Annotated in this window: 16 protein-coding genes; 5 read left to right on the forward strand and 11 right to left on the reverse strand. The window is 69.2% G+C overall.

All coding sequences use genetic code 11. The annotated features are described in order from the left end of the window. Complete coding sequence (locus LX14_RS04660; protein WP_253646092.1) at window positions 1-861, forward strand: LLM class flavin-dependent oxidoreductase; 861 nt, start codon at window positions 1-3, stop codon at window positions 859-861. Between the two features lie 19 nt (window positions 862-880). On the opposite strand, the gene LX14_RS04665 is transcribed toward LX14_RS04660, so the two are convergent. Together LX14_RS04665 and LX14_RS04670 are read right to left on the reverse strand one after the other, a co-directional pair. Beyond that, window positions 881-1,219, reverse strand: coding sequence for a hypothetical protein (locus LX14_RS04665; RefSeq protein ID WP_253646093.1), 339 nt, complete (start codon window positions 1,217-1,219; stop codon window positions 881-883). Window positions 1,220-1,240: 21 nt separating this feature from the next. Continuing rightward, a complete protein-coding gene (locus LX14_RS04670) occupies window positions 1,241-2,425 on the reverse strand; it encodes an acyl-CoA dehydrogenase family protein (RefSeq protein ID WP_253646094.1) in 1,185 nt (394 codons plus the stop codon). A gap of 58 nt (window positions 2,426-2,483) precedes the next feature. On the opposite strand from LX14_RS04670, the gene LX14_RS04675 reads away from it, so the two are divergent. Then, window positions 2,484-2,648 carry a DUF2256 domain-containing protein gene (locus tag LX14_RS04675; protein ID WP_253646095.1) on the forward strand — a complete coding sequence of 55 codons (165 nt, stop codon included), beginning with the start codon at window positions 2,484-2,486 and terminating at the stop codon, window positions 2,646-2,648. Window positions 2,649-2,807: 159 nt separating this feature from the next. On the opposite strand, the gene LX14_RS04680 is transcribed toward LX14_RS04675, so the two are convergent. The 4 genes from LX14_RS04680 to LX14_RS04695 all read right to left on the reverse strand — a co-directional run bounded on the left by LX14_RS04680 (window position 2,808) and on the right by LX14_RS04695 (window position 7,504). After that, complete coding sequence (locus tag LX14_RS04680; RefSeq protein WP_253646096.1) at window positions 2,808-3,983, reverse strand: hypothetical protein; 1,176 nt, start codon at window positions 3,981-3,983, stop codon at window positions 2,808-2,810. Window positions 3,984-4,248: 265 nt separating this feature from the next. After that, window positions 4,249-5,853 carry a GMC oxidoreductase gene (locus LX14_RS04685; protein ID WP_372505357.1) on the reverse strand — a complete coding sequence of 535 codons (1,605 nt, stop codon included), beginning with the start codon at window positions 5,851-5,853 and terminating at the stop codon, window positions 4,249-4,251. 65 nt (window positions 5,854-5,918) lie between these two features. After that, a complete protein-coding gene (locus LX14_RS04690; protein ID WP_253646098.1) occupies window positions 5,919-6,482 on the reverse strand; it encodes a TetR/AcrR family transcriptional regulator in 564 nt (187 codons plus the stop codon). Between the two features lie 44 nt (window positions 6,483-6,526). Further along, window positions 6,527-7,504 carry an alpha/beta hydrolase gene (locus LX14_RS04695; RefSeq protein WP_253646099.1) on the reverse strand — a complete coding sequence of 326 codons (978 nt, stop codon included), beginning with the start codon at window positions 7,502-7,504 and terminating at the stop codon, window positions 6,527-6,529. A 220-nt stretch (window positions 7,505-7,724) separates the two neighbouring features. On the opposite strand from LX14_RS04695, the gene LX14_RS04700 reads away from it, so the two are divergent. Then, window positions 7,725-11,702 carry a Pls/PosA family non-ribosomal peptide synthetase gene (locus LX14_RS04700; protein ID WP_372505358.1) on the forward strand — a complete coding sequence of 1,326 codons (3,978 nt, stop codon included), beginning with the start codon at window positions 7,725-7,727 and terminating at the stop codon, window positions 11,700-11,702. Between the two features lie 18 nt (window positions 11,703-11,720). Here LX14_RS04700 and LX14_RS04705 read toward each other — a convergent pair whose 3' ends face one another. Further along, window positions 11,721-12,140, reverse strand: coding sequence for a DoxX family protein (locus LX14_RS04705; RefSeq protein ID WP_253646101.1), 420 nt, complete (start codon window positions 12,138-12,140; stop codon window positions 11,721-11,723). Between the two features lie 201 nt (window positions 12,141-12,341). Here LX14_RS04705 and LX14_RS04710 point away from each other — a divergent pair, with 201 nt between their 5' ends. Next, window positions 12,342-13,709, forward strand: coding sequence for a M1 family metallopeptidase (locus LX14_RS04710; protein ID WP_253646102.1), 1,368 nt, complete (start codon window positions 12,342-12,344; stop codon window positions 13,707-13,709). Window positions 13,710-13,747: 38 nt separating this feature from the next. On the opposite strand, the gene LX14_RS04715 is transcribed toward LX14_RS04710, so the two are convergent. Genes LX14_RS04715 through rfbA form a run of 3 tightly spaced genes read right to left on the reverse strand, consistent with a single transcriptional unit; the run spans window position 13,748 to window position 15,779 of the window. After that, complete coding sequence (locus tag LX14_RS04715; protein WP_253646103.1) at window positions 13,748-14,242, reverse strand: DUF5709 domain-containing protein; 495 nt, start codon at window positions 14,240-14,242, stop codon at window positions 13,748-13,750. A gap of 41 nt (window positions 14,243-14,283) precedes the next feature. After that, window positions 14,284-14,904: a dTDP-4-dehydrorhamnose 3,5-epimerase family protein gene (locus tag LX14_RS04720; protein ID WP_253646104.1), complete on the reverse strand. Its 621-nt coding sequence runs from the start codon at window positions 14,902-14,904 to the stop codon at window positions 14,284-14,286. Then, window positions 14,901-15,779 carry a glucose-1-phosphate thymidylyltransferase RfbA gene (gene rfbA, locus LX14_RS04725; protein ID WP_253646105.1) on the reverse strand — a complete coding sequence of 293 codons (879 nt, stop codon included), beginning with the start codon at window positions 15,777-15,779 and terminating at the stop codon, window positions 14,901-14,903. Before rfbA ends, LX14_RS04720 begins: the two co-directional genes overlap by 4 nt. A gap of 99 nt (window positions 15,780-15,878) precedes the next feature. Here rfbA and rfbB point away from each other — a divergent pair, with 99 nt between their 5' ends. Further along, window positions 15,879-16,883: a dTDP-glucose 4,6-dehydratase gene (gene rfbB, locus LX14_RS04730; RefSeq protein WP_253646106.1), complete on the forward strand. Its 1,005-nt coding sequence runs from the start codon at window positions 15,879-15,881 to the stop codon at window positions 16,881-16,883. Here rfbB and LX14_RS04735 read toward each other — a convergent pair. Then, window positions 16,880-17,491: a TetR/AcrR family transcriptional regulator gene (locus tag LX14_RS04735; protein ID WP_253646107.1), complete on the reverse strand. Its 612-nt coding sequence runs from the start codon at window positions 17,489-17,491 to the stop codon at window positions 16,880-16,882. The two genes, rfbB and LX14_RS04735, sit on opposite strands and share 4 nt — an antisense overlap. Window positions 17,492-17,511 lie beyond the last annotated feature (20 nt).

Genomic DNA, 17,511 nt, shown 5'->3' on the forward strand with positions numbered 1-17,511 from the left:
ATGGTCTCGTTCGGCATCATGACGGCGGCGCAGAACGTCGACTACGCCGACGTCGCACGCGTCTGGCAGGAGGCCGACGGCCTGCCGGAGATCGAGCACGCCTGGCTGTTCGACCACCTCATGCCGATCGGCGGCGACCTCGACGGTCCGATCCTCGAGGGGTGGACGCTGCTGTCGGCGCTCGCCGCCCAGACGCGTCGTCTGCGGCTGGGGCTGTTGGTGACCAGCAACAGGATCCGTCCGCCGGCCCTGCTCGCGAAGATCGCGACCACCGTCGACGTGGTGTCCGACGGGCGGCTGGACTTCGGCATCGGTGTGGGGTCACGACCGAGCGTCCCGTGGGCGCGTCGCGAATACGACGCGTTCGGCCTGCCCTGGGTCGAGACACAGGAGGCGATCACCGGTCTCCGCGAGGGCGTGGCGCTCATCCGACGCGTCTGGACCGAGGAGTCACCGTTCGACGTCGACGGCGCCGTGGTGCGGGTGGCCGGGGCGTTCCAGAGGCCCACACCGGTGCAGTCGCCGGGGCCGCCGATCATGATCGGCGGCCGGTCCGCCGCGGTCCTGCGGATCGCCGCCGAGCACGCGGACCTGTGGAACATCCCGGGCGGCGACATCGCCGACGCCGCCGACCGGAGCCGCCTCCTCGACCGGTACTGCGCGGACGCCGGACGCGATCCGGCGGCGATCACCCGGTCGATCCATCTCGGGGTGTCCTACGACCGCCCACAGGACACCCGCGCTGCGATCGGCGCGGCGATCGACGCAGGGTTCACGCACATCGTGCTCGGACTCGGTGCGCCGTACCCCGACGGCGTCGCCGGGTGGGTCGCGGACGAACTCGTCCGACCGTCGAACTGACGGGTCCGGGATCCGCGGGTCAGTGGTCCGCGCGGGCCTCGGAGACGAGCGATGCGGCCTGGGCCAGGCTCAGGCCCCTGTCGGCGCGACGCAGCGTGCGGATCTGCGCGACCTCACCGTGGACGGGCTCGATCACGGCGCGCACCTCGTCGACCGTCCAGTCGCGGGGCTTGGGTGTGGGCCGCAGCCGCACGAACACCACACCCAGGTTGGCCACGATCACGACGACGCCGATGACGACCCAGCCCCAGCGGCGGTCGTCCCACCAGCCGCCCAGCAGGTAGCCGACGCAGGCGATCAACACCACCGACCCGATCAGGGTCAGGCTGTTGGCGAACGTCCGCATCCCCTTCTCCATGGGCAGCAGCCTAGTGGGGGATCAGCGGAACGCGTCACGCCCCGTCAGGGCCTTGCCGACGGTGAGCTGGTGCATCTCGCTCGTACCCTCGTAGGTCAGCACCGACTCGAGGTTGTTGATGTGCCGGATCACCGGGTACTCCAACGTGATCCCGTTCGCGCCCAGGATCGTGCGGCACTCGCGTGCGATCTGGATCGACTCACGCACGTTGTTCAGCTTGCCGGTGCTGATCTGCTCGGGACGGATCTCGCCGCGGTCCTTGATGCGGCCGAGGTGCACGGCCAGCAGCTGACCCTTCCCCAGCTCGAGCGCCATGTCGGCGAGTTTCGCCTGGGTCAGCTGGTATCCCGACAGCGGCTTGTCGAAGACCTCGCGGTCGGCGGCATAGGAGATGGCGGTCTCCAGGCAGTCGCGAGCGGCGCCCAGCGATCCGAAGACGATGCCGAAGCGTGCCTCGTTCAGACAGCTCAGCGGCCCCTTGAGCCCGGTGACACCCGGGAGCATCGCCGACGCGGGCAGCCGCACGTCCTCCAGCACCAGCTCGGAGGTGACCGATGCGCGCAGCGAGAGCTTCCGGGTGATCTCCGGGGCGCTGAAACCCGGTGTGTCGGTGGGCACCACGAACCCGCGGATGCCGCGGGGCCCCTCGTCGAGGTCGGTGCGGGCCCAGATGACGGCGACGTCGGCGACGGACCCGTTGGTGATCCACATCTTCGAGCCGTTGAGCACCCAGTCGTCGCCGTCGCGCTTGGCGTTGGTGCGCATGCCGCCGGGGTTCGAGCCGTAGTCGGCCTCGGTGAGACCGAAGCAGCCGATGGCCTGGCCCGCCGACATCTTCGGCAGCCACTCGTCCTTCTGCTCGTCGCTGCCGAACGCGTGGATGGCGAACATCGCCAGCGACCCCTGCACGGAGACGAAGCTGCGCAGGCCGGAGTCGACGGCCTCGAGCTCCTGGCAGGCGAGGCCGTAGGTGGTGGCCGACATGCCGGCGCACCCGTACCCGGTGAGGTGCATGCCGAACAGCCCGAGCTCGCCGAGCTCGCCGGCGAGCTCCCGCACCGGCAGGTGGGCGTTCTCGAACCACTCGCCGACGTGGGGGCGGAGCTTCTCGTCGCCGAAGCGACGGACGGTGTCCCGGATCTCCCGCTCGTCGGCGTCGAGGATGTCGTCGAACGCGAACAGGTCACCGATCGTCTGAGCGGACATCAGCGTCACTCCCTCTCGTGTGGAACTCGATCCACACTAACCCCGGCACAATGGGGAGATGACCGACCGCGAATCCAAGGTGTGCGAGGTGTGCGGCCGCCCGTTCACCAACCGGAAGCGGTGGAACTCCCGCGGCCAGTGGGACGAGGTGCGCTACTGCTCGCAGTCCTGCCGGCGCGCGGCCCGCCGGTTGCGCCGGAGTGGAGACCGTCCCGCGTCCTGACCTGAAGTCATTCATCGAGCAAGGTGCGGGCGCTTGACGGCTGCGCGCTCAAGGATTCGCGTGACCGACGGCTTAATGGCATCCTCGCGACGCCACCCGAGATGACTCTCAGTCGGGTTGTAGCCCCGCCGATCGTCGATCAGCGAGAGGTCGCCCGCACTATCGAGGGTCCAGCCAGTCCCGGACCAGCTGATCGTTGACTTCGTTTCTATCGAGCGTCTTGTCGGCCTCCAACGCTGCCTTGAGGCGGGCCACGAGATCGATGTCGACACTCCCAAGCAACGGCGTGCGCTTCTTCGGTTGCCTCGTCGGCTGAACCGCGAGCTTTTCTCTCGGGAACAGGTCGACCAGATCGATCATTTGCTCGTAGCGGACCTGTATCGGATCACCCTTGTTGAACTTCCACGGGATCACCCGCAGCTTGGTTGCGCTGTCGGCCTCGCCGTAGTGGTGGACGAAGTCGTTCCTGATCAAACGAATATCACCGAAGAAGTCAGACGTTATGTCATTCTTGCCCAACGCATCCGGTTCCGGCAGCGACCGGTTGAAGAACTCGGCGAGCCGCGGCCTGAACTGTTCATCCCAGATTGCGTGCATGTAGGTGAACCACTGGGCGTACTCGATCGACTGCATCTCGGGGTAGTACTCAGTCTCGCCGAAGCCGCCGCCCGCGATAGCCAGGTTGGTCCCTGAGTTAATCGCAGAAATAAAGTGCTGCATGTGAACGCGTCCTGGGCCTGGGGTGTTCGCGTAGAACCGCCTCTCCTCCGGGATCAACGCCGCCTGCATGGGTGATGTCTCCGCCGGAACGTTTGCACGGAAACTGAAGTAGTGCCCGATATCCCGGGATCTTCCGCCTTCCAGAAACCGCTTGTGTTGCTGCTCCCACCCCTCGACACGCTGCGTGCTCGGGAAGTGTGCGGACATCGACATGAATAGCGAGATCATGAACGTTCGTTCTAGCTCGGCAATCAGATCCTCGACCACCTCGACTTCGTCTACGACCGTCGCCTGAAGCACAGGTACAACGACTCGAACCGCGTCCAGCAGGGTCTTTATGTCGGCATCGAATGTTCGTCCTGTCCGCAGACCTGCCGCCGCTTCGATCACATCCTCGAGCTGGCTCTTCAGGACCGTCCCAGCCATCGGTGGGTCCGCCTCCGCGATCAAGTTGATCGGGTCTGCAAGGTGAATGACGAGCAGTTGTTGACCTTGCACTGGGATTGAGTTTCCCGCCGATGCGAAAGCGGCGAACGATCTTAAAATCTGCTCCGTCATGTTTTGACTGTTTTCGAGCACCTTCAACCACCGCGAGGCCCTGCTCTGCCTGTTCATGGGGCAAGTATCGACGCGAGCACTGGCGTCGAACCCGATCTAAGAGACCGGTGTCCTACGAACGGCCGACCCAGCTGATCGCCATATAAAGCAACCCGATTGATTGCAGCAGCGCGGAGGAGTCTCGGTGTTCTTTGACTAATTTGCGACGTTGCATGTCGGCTTCCCGTGCTGCTGGAGAACGCCTGGCTGCGAACCAGTAGGCGGTTTACGCACCTGTTTAAGGCGCAGCGGACGCCCATCACGTGGCGCCCGGACCGATCGGTCAGAACACAGACCCGACGTCGGACGGGATGATTCGGTCGATTGCCCATTCGGCGATCGCCGCGATCGTCATCGACGGGTTGCACGCCGCGGTGTTGCCCGGCATCAGGGCGCCGTCGAGGACGTAGAGGCCCCGGTGCCCGTTCACACGCCCCTGCAGGTCACACACCACGTCCATCGGTGCGCCACCGAGCGGGTGCCAGGTGGACGGGTAGGGCTTGAACGTGTCGAACAGGATCGACGACGGGCCGGCGATCTTCTGCGTCAGCGGGCCGATCCGGGTGTCCTGCAGGACGTGGTCCCCGTCGCGTGGCCAGCGCAGCACCGCCTGGTCCTGGGCGCGGTCCCACACGAACGTCCCGCGGGCGTCGCTGACGCCGTAGCCGACCATCATCGTGGTCCGCGGATCGGTGCCCAGCGTCGGGATCGACGCCTGGATGACCGTCGCGGCCTTCCGGGGGTCACCGGACCAGTCGAGGCTGCCGAACACCACCGGCCCACCCTGCTGTGTGCCCATGCTGTCGGCGGGGTCGGTCCACGTGTAGATGCGGTCGCCGTTGCTGCCCCACCCGGTACCGAGACCGGCCGGCAGGTCCGGGATGGTGTCGTGCGCCTGGGCGCGCATGAGCAGCTTGGTCGTGTTCATCGTCCCCGCGGCCATCACCAGAGCCCGCGTCGTCATCTCGATGGTCTCGAGGACTCCGCCGGACGACGAGATGCGGTTGACCCGGACCCTCCAGCGCCCGTCGCGCTCGCGGATCACGTCGGTGACCTCATGCTGCAGGCGCAGGTCGAGCCGGCCGGTGGCCTCCGCCTGCTTGATGTAGGTGACGTCGACGGTGTGCTTGCCACCGTTGTTCACCCCGAGTGATCCGGCACCGTTCGTGTAGGACTTGCGCATCTCACCGCGCAGCTCGGCGAGCGCGTAGCTCCAGTCGATGGGCATCGGGATCTTCGACACCGGCAACCCGGCCCGGATGCAGTGATCCCGGAACACCCGGGGCGCGAGGTACTCCGGCGAGCTGATCAACGCGTCCGGCGCTGTCTCGATCCGGAGCATCTTCGAGACGCGCGGGTAGTAGGTCCGGGCGAGCAGGCCGTAGTCGATGCGCGAGGGGAACTGCGTGTAGAAGACCGACTCGATCGGCTGCAGCGTCATCCCCTGGTACACGAGCGATCCGCCGCCGAGCCCCGCCGCACACAACGCCGACATGTTCTCGCCCGCAACGGCTTCGATCAGACCCACGTAGGGATCGACGACGAGCGGCCGCCCGAACAGTGTCGGCGCCGACCGGTACCAGAGCATCCGCTTGTCGGGGTTCGTCGGGGTGGCGAAGGTGTTCGCGTTCGGGCCGGTCGCCCACCGACGGCCACGCTCGAGCATGGTGACCGGGACACCCGCCTGGGTCAGACGCAGCGCGGTGACGCCGCCGCCGAAGCCGGACCCGATGACCACGACGCGGTGGTCCTCGCGTCGGAACGGGATGCGGCCCGGCCGCGGGGCGGTGGGCTCGGCGACCGCCCTCCCCGCGACGCCCGCACCTGCGGCCACCGCAGCCGCCGCCCCGGCACCCGCGATGAACGTCCTGCGTCCGAATCCACCCACTGTCGACCCCCGCGTCGTCTCGTGACCTGTGTCACGCAAAAACTAGACAGAACGCAGCGCGAGTGTCAATTTCGTGGTGACGGCGACCAGTCGCGGAACGCCGGCTCGACCCAGCGCAGCAGGAAGGCCGCCAGGTCGTCGTCGGGGCGGTCGGGGCTCTCGAAGAGCACGCTGAACAATCCGACCGCGAGCGCGATGTCGATGACGTCGTCCCAGCGATCCGCGAGCTCGGGATGGCGAGACGCCATGCGGGCGAACATCTCTCGCGCGATGGGCCGTGCTCGGTCCACCATGCCGGGGTCGAACAGGGGGTTCTGGCCGGAGGGTCCCATCAGGACCGCGAGCACCGGGTGGTCCCGCATCACCGCCCGGGCGCCGACGATGAGCGCGACGAACTCCCCGGCCGGCCCGGGATGTGTCGGTGTCACACCATGGATCTCGTCGAACGCCGTTCGCGCGAGTTCGGAGACGGCCTCGGAGATGAGCTGCTCGCGCGACCCGAAGATCGAGTAGACGGTCTGCCGGGACACGGCCGCGGATTGCGCCACCGCCGCGATGGACGCCGCGTCGAACCCGCCCGACCCGATCAGGTCCAGCGTGGCGTCGAGGATCTTCTGTCGCGACCGCACTCGGTCATGGTCCCACCGCGGGACCCGTCACGGCGGAGGTCGGCTCAGCCGGCCTGGCCCCGTGCGGTGTCGTGCTCCGCTGCGCGGGACGACCGGATCGCCTCGGTGATGAAGTCGGCGGCCAGTGCGATGGCCTCGAGCGACTCGGGATGTCGGGCGTTGAGCGCCGGGAACGCGTGTACCTGCCAGCGGAAGCGATGGGCCACCGCGACACCACCCACCGAGTCGATCGACTCGACGAGCTCGATGATGTCGGCCTCGAGCATCTCGTCCTGCGCATTGATGATGAGCGTCGGCGGGAGCCGGTCGGCCGGGACGTCGATGATGCGACGGACGCCGCGCAGGGCGATGGGCCCCTGGTCGAACATCGGCGCGAGCTCGGCCATCTTGGATTTCGGCAGGTACGCGTCGCTGCGGCTGCTGCGGTCGGGATTCGAGGCGAGATCCAGGTCGAGCAGAGGCGAGAACCCGACGAACGCGTCCGGGACCTGGATCCCGTCGGCGGCGGCCAGCTCGGCGACCTTGGGGGCGAGGAACCCGCCCGCGGAGTCGCCGGCGACCACGACGTGGCGATACCCGCGCTCCATGATCAGCTCGCGATAGGCCATGTAGGCGTCGTTGACAGACGTGCCCACACCGGCCTCGGGCAGCTGCCGGTAGGCGAGGGAGACGACAGGCAGGCCGGTCTTCCGCGACAGGCGGGAGGCGACGGCGCGATGCGTCGCGAGTCCGCACACCACGAACGCCCCACCGTGCAGGTACAGCACCGCGGTGTCGCTGTCGCGGCGGCTCGGGCCCGACGGGACGATGTACTCCGCCGGACGGCCGGCGAGGGTCATCGGCTCCCCGACGACGCCCTTCGGCTTCGGCCCCCGCGCGAGCGCCTTGTCGACGAGGTACAGCATCTTCATCGTCTGCGGCGTCAGCGGCCAGTACTTGAGCACCGGCCGGATCAGCAGACGGCTGCCGAACCACAGTGCATAGGAACCGCGACTGGGATTGTCATGGGTGATCACCGGCATCGAGAACCTCCTCCGGCGTGGTCGGCAGTCCGTCCGCGGGCACTTCTTGCCGCACCGGACGCCGGTCCCGGTCTCTGCAGTGTGCCCCGATCCATCCGTGGCCACCCAACTTTTGTGATCCTTCGGGACGCCGGGGGTCGACGGTTGTGTGGATCACCGGCACCCGGGGACTGTGACGTGGCTGGGTGGTGATGCCCGCGTCGTCGCCCCGGCGACGATGATGGGAAACTCTTCTGCGGTCGGCTCCCGGTCGGGAGATGTCGGTTCGAGCAGCGGAAGGACCCTGGTGGACGTCACCGCCAACGCGTCGCAACACCCGTCCCCACCGCCGTACCCGATCCCGTCGCACTTCCTCGCCGGCGACCGCGCGCCGAGTCCGCGCACCCTGATCGACATCCTCCACGCGACGGCGGAGACGTTCCCCCAGGCGCCCGCGATCGACGACGGCGAGGCCGTCCTCAGCTACGCCGAGCTGATCGAGGCCGTCGACGAGGGCGCGCTGTGGATGGCGCGGCAGGGCATCCGGCGCGGCGATCGCGTCGGCATCCGCATGCCGTCGGGATCACGGGCCCTCTACCTCGCGATCCTCTCGGCCATCGCCGCCGGTGCGGCCTATGTCCCTGTCGACGTCGACGACCCGGACGAGCGCGCGGACCTGGTGTTCGGTGAGGCGCAGGTCGCCGCCGTCGTGGACTCGGTCGGTCTGCACCGTGCGGCGGCGGTCCGCGAGCGGGACGCTCCCACCGACCCCGACCTGACCGAGCTGGCCCCCCGCACCACCGACGACGCCTGGGTCATCTTCACGTCCGGGTCGACGGGTACGCCGAAAGGTGTTGCGGTGACGCATCGCAACGCCGCGGCCTTCGTCGACGCCGAGGCGCAGCTGTTCCTGCAGGACGAGCCGATCGCCCCGGGTGATCGCGTGCTCGCCGGGCTGTCGGTGGCGTTCGACGCCTCCTGCGAGGAGATGTGGTTGGCGTGGCGGCACGGCGCCTGCCTGGTGCCGGCACCCCGATCGCTGGTGCGCAGCGGGATGGATCTCGGCCCGTGGCTGGTCGCCCGCGACATCACGGTGGTCTCGACTGTGCCCACACTGGCGTCGTTGTGGCCGGCCGAGGCACTCGAGGCGGTCCGTCTGCTCATCTTCGGCGGCGAGGCGTGCCCACCCGAGCTCGGTGAGCGCCTGGCCGTCGCCGGGCGCGAGGTGTGGAACACCTACGGGCCCACCGAGGCGACGGTGGTCGCATGCGCCGCACCGCTCACCGGTTCCGGGCCCGTCCGCATCGGCCTGCCGCTCGCCGGATGGGATCTCGCCGTCGTCGACCCCGCCGGCCTGCCCGTGGCGGAGGGCGAGACCGGGGAACTCGTCATCGGTGGCGTGGGCCTCGCGCGCTACCTCGACCCCGCCAAGGACGCCGAGAAGTACTCGCCGATGCCGTCGCTGGGGTGGGACCGCGCCTACCGCAGCGGTGACCTCGTCCGACTCGACCCCGAGGGTCTGGTGTTCGCCGGACGCGCCGACGACCAGGTGAAGGTCGGCGGCAGGCGCATCGAGCTCGGCGAGATCGACACCGCACTGCAGAACCTGCCCGGGGTCGGCGGGGCGGCGGCCGCCGTGCGGACCACGGCCGCCGGGAACTCCGTGCTCATCGGGTACCTGGTGTCCACCGATCCCGACTTCGACGTCGAGGCCGCGCACGACCTGCTCTCCGAGCGGCTCCCCGCGGCGCTGGTACCGCGCCTCGCACTCGTCGACGAGCTGCCGACCCGCACCTCCGGCAAGGTGGACCGCGCCGCACTGCCGTGGCCCCTGCCCGGCTCCGCCGGGGGCGGCGAGGGCGACCTGTCCGCGACGGAGCGGTGGGTGGCCGACCGGTGGACCGCCGTCCTCGGGGTCACGATCACCGACGCCGACACCGACTTCTTCGCCGAGGGCGGGGGGTCGCTCGCCGCGGCCCAGCTCGTCACGGCGCTGCGCGAGCGGTATCCCGAGGTCACCGTCGCCGACCTCTACGACCACCCGCGGCTCGGTGCCCTCGCGGGCATGCTCGACGACTCGTCGCCGCAGGTCGCCGTCGAGCCGCGCACCGTCCGGCCCACCCCCCGGATCACCGGTGTCGCGCAGATCCTGCTGTCGGTACCGCTCACCACCCTCACCGGACTGCAGTGGGCGACGTGGCTGGGAGTCGCGAACAACATCGCGGCGTCGGTCACGGACGTCCCGTGGCTGATCTCGGTGAACTGGTGGGTCCTGCTCGCCGCCTTCGTCGTGTTCATCACCCCGGTGGGCCGTATGGCCATCGCCGTCGGCGGATGTCGGCTGCTGCTCGCCGGTGTGCGGCCGGGGCGGTACCCCCGCGGTGGCGGCGTCCACCTCCGCCTGTGGGTGGCCGAGCGGCTCACCGAGGCCAGCGGCGCGGCGAACCTCGCGGGCGCACCGTGGATGATCTATTTCGCCCGGGCGTTGGGCGCGGACATCGGCCACGGCGTCGACCTGCACACCCTCCCCCCGGTGACGGGGATGCTGTCGCTGGGCGACGGCTGCTCGATCGAGCCCGAGGTCGACCTCGCCGGGTGGTGGATCGACGGTGACGTCGTCCACATCGGCGACGTCGAGATCGGCGAACGGGCCACCGTCGGTGCACGGTCCACCCTGCTGCCCGGTGCGCGGGTCGGACGCGACGCGATCGTCGCACCCGGGTCGGCGGTGCTCGGCAGGGTCAAGGCCCGCCAGCACTGGGCGGGTTCGCCCGCGGTGAAGACCGGCAAGGCGACGACCCACTGGCCCGCGCAGCGACCGCCGCGCGCCAGCGGGTGGGTCCCGGTCTACGGGCTGACGTCGATCCTGCTCGCCGGGATCCCGCTGATCGCGCTCGCGGCCGGTCTGGGTGTGATCGCCACGTGGGCGGTCCACGCCGATCGACTCCGCGATGTCGCCGTCCGCGCGCTGATCCTGCTCCCCGCGGCCACGCTGACGAGCCTGCTGGTGTTCGCGGCGATCACCGCGGGTGGCGTCCGCCTGCTGTCGATCGGTCTGCACCAGGGCTACCACCCCGTCCGCTCCCGGATCGGGTGGCAGGTGTGGGCGACGGAGCGGTTGATGGACTCCGCCCGCACCTATCTGTTCCCGCTGTACGCGAGCCTGCTGACGCCCGCGTGGTTCCGACTGCTCGGCGCCGACATCGGCACGGGCACCGAGATCAGCACCGCCCTGGTCATCCCGAAGTTCACCTCGGTCGGCGACGGCGCGTTCCTCGCCGACGACACGATGGTCGCGTCCTACGAACTGGGCGGCGGGTGGATCCACATCGACGAGGCGCGGATCGGCAAACGCGCGTTCCTCGGCAACTCCGGCATGACCGGCCCGGGCCGCAAGGTGCCGAAGAACAGCCTGGTGGCCGTCCTCTCGGCGACACCGGACAAGGCCAAGTCCGGGTCGAGCTGGCTCGGCAGTCCCCCGGTCCGCCTGCGTCGTGCGGTCGCCCCGACGGACAGCTCACGCACCTTCGATCCCCCACTGCGGCTGAAGATCGCCCGCGGCGTGGTGGAGACGCTGCGGCTGATCCCGGTCATGATCTCGTTCGGGCTCGGGTTGTTCGTCCTGATCGGCCTGCAGTACATCGCGTCGCAGTCGAACTTCTGGCTCGCCGGACTGGTCAGCGGGCTGGTGCTGCTCGTGGCCGGGGCCGCCGCATGTTGCATCGCGGCGGCCGCCAAATGGCTGGTGGTGGGCCGGATCTCGGTGGGTGACCACCCGCTGTGGAGCTCGTTCGTCTGGCGCAACGAGCTGTCGGACGCGTTCGTCGAGACGGTGGCGGCGCCGTGGTTCGCCAACGCCGCCACCGGCACGCCGATCCTCAACCTGTGGCTGCGGATGCTCGGTGCCACCATCGGCCGCGGCGTCTGGTGCGAGACCTACTGGCTGCCCGAGGCCGACCTGGTGACCCTCGGTGACGGCGCCACCGTGCAACGCGGCTGCGTGGTGCAGACCCACCTCTTCCACGACCGGGTCATGGCGATGGACGAGGTGCGGATCTCCGACGGCGCCACGCTCGGCCCGCACTGCGTGGCGCTCCCCGCGTCGGGTCTGGGCGAGTCCGCCACGGTGGGCCCGGCCTCGCTGGTGATGCGCGGGGACGTCGTGCCCGCGCACACCCGCTGGCAGGGCAACCCCATCGCCCCCTGGTCTGATCGATGACCGTCGGGGACGTGACGCCTACGTGCGGGCGCGGCGACGGCGGTTGACGAGGTACCCGTCGACGCCGGTGCGTCCGGTGTTCACCAGACCGACCGCGACGAGGGCGGCGATGAGCGCGAGCGGGAACTCGTAGCCGCCGTCGCTGTTCCAGAAGCCCTTGTCGGCGTGGACGGTGATGATCGCGCCGGCCATGTCGATGATGAGCAGGATCGACACCAGCGGGACCAGGACGCCGACGATCAGCAGGATGCCGCCGACGAACTCGACCCACGTCGCGTAGTGCGCACTGAACTCGGGGAACGGCACGTCCATCGCCCGAAAGCCCTTCTCGGTGGCGCCGATTCCGTTGGTGTGCAGCTTCTGCCACCCGTGCATGATGAAGATGATCCCGAGGATCACCCGGGCCACCAGCGACGTGATACTGCGCGACGAATCCATGAGCGATGTCCTCTCGAGGGGGGATGTGGCGGTGTCCGGTTGGTCGGACTCGATCCGTCGCGAACGCTACCGCGCGGGATCGACGAGCGACAGCGTAACCGGTCCGCGGTCCGTTTACGGCGAGGGCGCCGACCCCGCAGCTCCACGGACCGCCCGGTAACGTCGTCCCTCACAGCATCTCGGCCGGCGAGTGGAGGTTCGGTGCCGGGCAAGTCCCACAAGCGCGACGCGGCCGGGAACGGCGGTCCGCTCCTCGGCGACCCCGCGGACGGCATCGACCCCTATCTGCCCACCAACGGCAACCTCGGTTACCGGGTGAGCCGCTACGAACTCGATCTCGAGTACAAGGTGGCGAGCAATCGCCTGGCCGGCGAGGCGACGCTCACCGCGACAGCGATCAACCACCTCGGGCGTTTCACCGTCGATCTCGCCAGTCACCTCTCGGTGTCCAAGGTGTCGGTGAACGGTCACCGGGCGCAGCGGTACTCCCATCGGTCGGGGAAGCTGTCGATCAGTCCGGCCCACCCCCTGCCCCCGGGCTCGGCCTTCACCGTCGACATCAAGTACGGCGGGTCGCCGCGTCCCATCCGCGGGCCCTGGGGGGAGGTCGGGTTCGAGGAGCTGACCGAGGGCGCGCTCTGCGCCAACCAGCCCAACGGCGCGGCGTCGTGGTTCCCGTGCGACGACCATCCCGCCTCCAAGGCGTCCTATCGCATCGCGATCACCACGGAGTCCCCGTACTTCGCCGTCGCGAACGGGACGTTGGCGCACAAGCGGACCAAGGCCGCGATGACGACGTGGGTCTACGAGCAGGTCGAGCCGATGGCGACCTACCTCGCCACCATCTCGATCGGCCCGTACGAGAAGAAGCAGCTCGCCCGCAAGCCCGTCCCCATCACGGCGGTCCTCCCCCACCGGTTGCTGGACCGCTTCGAGTCCGACTTCGGCCGCCAGACCGAGATGATGGACGCGTTCACCGACATGTTCGGCCCCTACCCGTTCCCGGAGTACACGGTCGTCGTCACCGACGACGACCTCGAGATCCCCATCGAGGCGCAGGGGATGTCGACGTTCGGGGCGAACCACTGCGACGGCGAGCGGGGGTCGGAGCGGCTCGTCGCGCACGAACTCGCTCACCAGTGGTTCGGGAACTCCCTGACGCTGACCCGGTGGCGGGACATCTGGCTGCACGAGGGGTTCGCCTGCTACAGCGAGTGGTTGTGGGCCGAGCGCGCAGGCGACGACACCGCCGACGCGCTGGCGCGGTCACACCATCGCCGGGTCGCCGGTCAGAAGCAGGACCTCGTCCTGGCCGATCCGGGCCCGTCGACGATGTTCGACGACCGTGTCTACAAGCGCGGCGCCCTGACCCTGCACGCGCTGCGCCTGACGATCGGCGACGACGCGTTCTTCGACCTGCTGCGCGACTGGACCCACGAGTACCGGTACAGCTCGGTCACCACCGACGACTTCATCGGCGTCGCCGCACGCCACACGGACCTGTCGCTGAGCGAGCTGTGGGACGAATGGCTCTGGTCCGAACCCCTGCCGGACCTGCCGGACGCCTGAACCCGCCCAGCCCTCTCGGGGCCGGGCGGGGCGGGTGATCAGGGCAGCTGGTCGGACGGGATCGTGTGCACGGCAGCCTCTTCCGCGGACGCGGCGGCTCCGTCGATCCCGGCGTCGGAGGCGATCTCCTGGTGGGTGCGGTGGTCGACACCACCGTCGGGTCCGACCAGTCGACCGGATCGGTCGTCCCCGGTCTGTGGGTCGTACTCCTCGATCGCGTCGATGTCCTCGGACAGCTCGTCGTCGTTCTCGGGCACACGCGGACGGGTGTCCTCGTGGAAGGCGACCTCGGTTGCCGGGTCCGGCTCCTCCTCGGCGAGGTGCTGGTCGAGCGACTCGCCCTCGCGCTGCTCTTCGGCGGTGATGCCGTAGCGGGTGGCCGGGCTGGGCTTCTCCGGCGGGGAGATCCCCTCGTCGAGGATGTCGTCGACACCGCGGTCGTCGAGGGTGTCCTCGGGCTGGAGCTGATCGTCGGGGTCGTAGTTGTACTCCCCGTCGGATCCCTCGGTCATGCTCTCGACATCGTCTTTCATGTCTCCACCCTGCCACGGTCGCGGCGGGCGTTGCCACCGGCTCAGACGATGCTGATGCTTCGCAAGAATTCCGTGACCGTCGCTGCGTCCGGTAACAGTCCGGACTCGCGGGCCTGCGCGAGCGCGGGCGCGGCGGTGTCCTTCTCCGACAGCGAGTAGGTGAGCGGGGAGCCGTCGCGGGCCGTGGCGGGCCATTCGATGCCGATCTCGGGGTCGAGCGGGTGCACCCCGTGCTCGCCGGTCGGGTTGTAGCCGGTGGAACACAGGTAGGTGACCGTGCTGTCGTCCTCGAGCGCGCAGAACCCGTGGCCGAGCCCCTCCGACAGGAAGATCGCGCGGCGGTCGACGTCGTCGAGGAGCACCGAGTCCCACCGGCCGAATGTCGGCGACCCCACGCGGATGTCCACGACGATGTCGAGGACCGCTCCGCGGGCACAGGTGACGTATTTCGCCTGCCCCGGAGGCACATCCGCGAAGTGGATGCCGCGCAGCGTGCCCGCCGTCGACACCGACAGGTTCACCTGCGCCAGGTCGAGCCGTCGGCCCGTCGCCTCCTCGAGAGCCTGCGCCTTGAACGCCTCGAGGAACACGCCGCGGGCATCGCCGAACTGCTTCGGCGTCACCTCCCACGCGCCCTCGACGGCCAGCGGTCGGATGATCACGCCGGTCCTCGCCCCCGTTCCAACAGTCCGAGGAGGTAGTCGCCGTATCCCGACTTCCGCAGCGTCTCCGCGCGGGCGCGCAGGGTCTCGTCGTCGATGAACCCCCGGCGCCAGGCGATCTCCTCCGGCACCGCGATCTTCAGGCCCTGTCGTTGTTCGACGGTGCGGACGAAGGCGCCGGCGTCCTGCAGGTCGGCGAAGGTCCCCGTGTCCAGCCATGCCGTGCCCCGCGGGAGGACGTGCACCGAGAGACGGCCCTGTTCGAGGTACGTCGCGTTCACATCGGTGATCTCGAGCTCGCCCCGCGGACTGGGGCGGAGGTTCCTGGCGATCTCGACCACGTCGTTGCCGTAGAAGTACAGTCCCGGCACCGCATAGTTCGACCGCGGGTTCTCCGGCTTCTCCTGCAGGGCAACCGCTTTGCCGTCGTCGTCGAAGTCGACGACGCCGTAGGCGGACGGGTTCGCCACCCAGTAGGCGAAGATCGCACCACCGTCGACCGAACTGAACCGCATCAGCTGGTTGCCCAGGCCGGGACCGTAGAAGATGTTGTCGCCCAACACCAGAGCGACGGAGTCCGAGCCGATGTGGTCGGCGCCGAGGACGAACGCCTGGGCGAGGCCGTCCGGCGAGGGCTGCACCGCATAGGTGATGTCGACACCGAACTGGCTGCCGTCGCCGAGCAACGCCTGGAACGACGACGCGTCGGTCGGCGTGGTGATGACGAGGATGTCGCGGACGCCCGCCAGCATCAACGTCGAGAGTGGGTAGTAGATCATCGGTTTGTCGTAGACAGGGACGAGCTGCTTGCTCACGCCGAGCGTGATCGGGTGCAGCCGAGACCCCGTCCCACCCGCCAGGATGATTCCCCGCATGTCGCCCAGCCTAGAACAGCGGACAGATGTCCGCGTGTCGTGCATCCAGGTGACGTCGCGACCGCGCGAGGAGCCCCCGCACGCCGGTACTGTCGCCGCATGCGTGTTCTGGTCACCGGCGGTGCCGGATTCATCGGTGCGAACTTCGTCCTGCGGACCGCCCACGAGCGGCCCGACACCCAGATCACGGTGCTGGACAAGCTGACCTACGCCGCCAACCCCGCGACACTGGCCCCCGTGGCCGACCGCGTGCGCATCGTCGCCGGCGACATCGCCGACGCCGCACTGGTGGACGGCCTCGTGGCCGAGTCCGACCTCGTCGTCCACTTCGCCGCCGAGTCCCACAACGACAACTCCCTCGCCGACCCGTCGGCGTTCGTGCAGACCAACCTCGTCGGCACCTTCACGTTGCTGGAGGCGGTCCGCCGGCACGGCATCCGGTTCCACCACATCAGTACCGACGAGGTCTACGGCGACCTCGAACTCGACGACCCGTCACGGTTCACCGAGTCGACGCCGTACAACCCGTCGAGTCCCTACAGCTCCACCAAGGCCGGCAGCGACCTGCTGGTCCGCGCGTGGGTGCGGTCGTTCGGGGTCGCGGCGACGTTGTCGAACTGCTCCAACAACTACGGCCCCTACCAGCACGTCGAGAAGTTCATCCCGCGTCAGATCACCAACGTGCTCAGCGGCTCCCGCCCGAAGCTGTACGGGGCGGGCACCAACGTGCGCGACTGGATCCACGTCGACGACCACAACGACGCCGTGTGGACGATCATCGAGCGGGGCGAGATCGGCCAGACCTACCTCATCGGCGCCGACGGCGAGGCCGACAACAAGACGGTCGTCGAGAAGATCCTGACGATCCTCGGGCATCCCGCCGACGCCTACGACCACGTCACCGACCGCCCCGGGCACGACCTGCGCTACGCGATCGACTCCACACGGCTGCGCACCGAACTGGGATGGCGCCCGCGGTACACCGACTTCGACGCGGGACTGCGGGCGACCATCGAGTGGTACCGCGACAACGAGCAGTGGTGGCGGCCCGTCAAGGACGCCGTGGAGCAGAAGTACGCCCGCGCCGAGAAGGTCCTCGGCTAGACCGGCCCGAGCAGCCGCAGCACGCCGTCGATCACCTCGGACATCGCCGGGATCCCGGTGGAGTGCCCGAACAGCGTCGGCTGCGCCGACCGCAGGAACGTCGCGCTCACCATGAGATACGCCGCCGCGTGGACGTCGACGTCGGCGCCGACCACACCCGTCTCGCGCAGCGCGTCGAAATAATTGGTCATCGCCGCGACACCGCGGTGCGGCCCGAAGTCGTTGGCCGTCACCACCGCACCGACCTCGTCACGGACCGCGGCGTCCCCGTGGGCGGCGACCAGCACCTCGAGGCCGTCGTCGAGGAACGCGCGCATCGCCTCGGCGTACTGCCCCAGCACCACGCGGACGTCGTCGAGATCGCGCGCCGCGGCGGGGTCCAGGTCGTTCTTGAACGCGAACAGCGGCCGGAGCGCCTCGTCGAAGACGGCGGTGAGCAGACCCCGTCGATCGGTGAAGTGATAGAAGATCGACCCCTCGGACACCCCTGCGCGAGACGAGACCTCGCGCGTGGTCAGGCGTGCGACGCCGCGCTCGCGCAGCACGTCGAGCGCGGCGGAGAGCACCTCGTCGCGCCCGATCGCCGGTGGTCTCCCGCGTCGCGCCATGGCGGCCACGATACGCACCA

This window comes from Williamsia deligens (assembly GCF_024171765.1).
Classification (GTDB): Bacteria; Actinomycetota; Actinomycetes; order Mycobacteriales; family Mycobacteriaceae; genus Williamsia_A; species Williamsia_A deligens.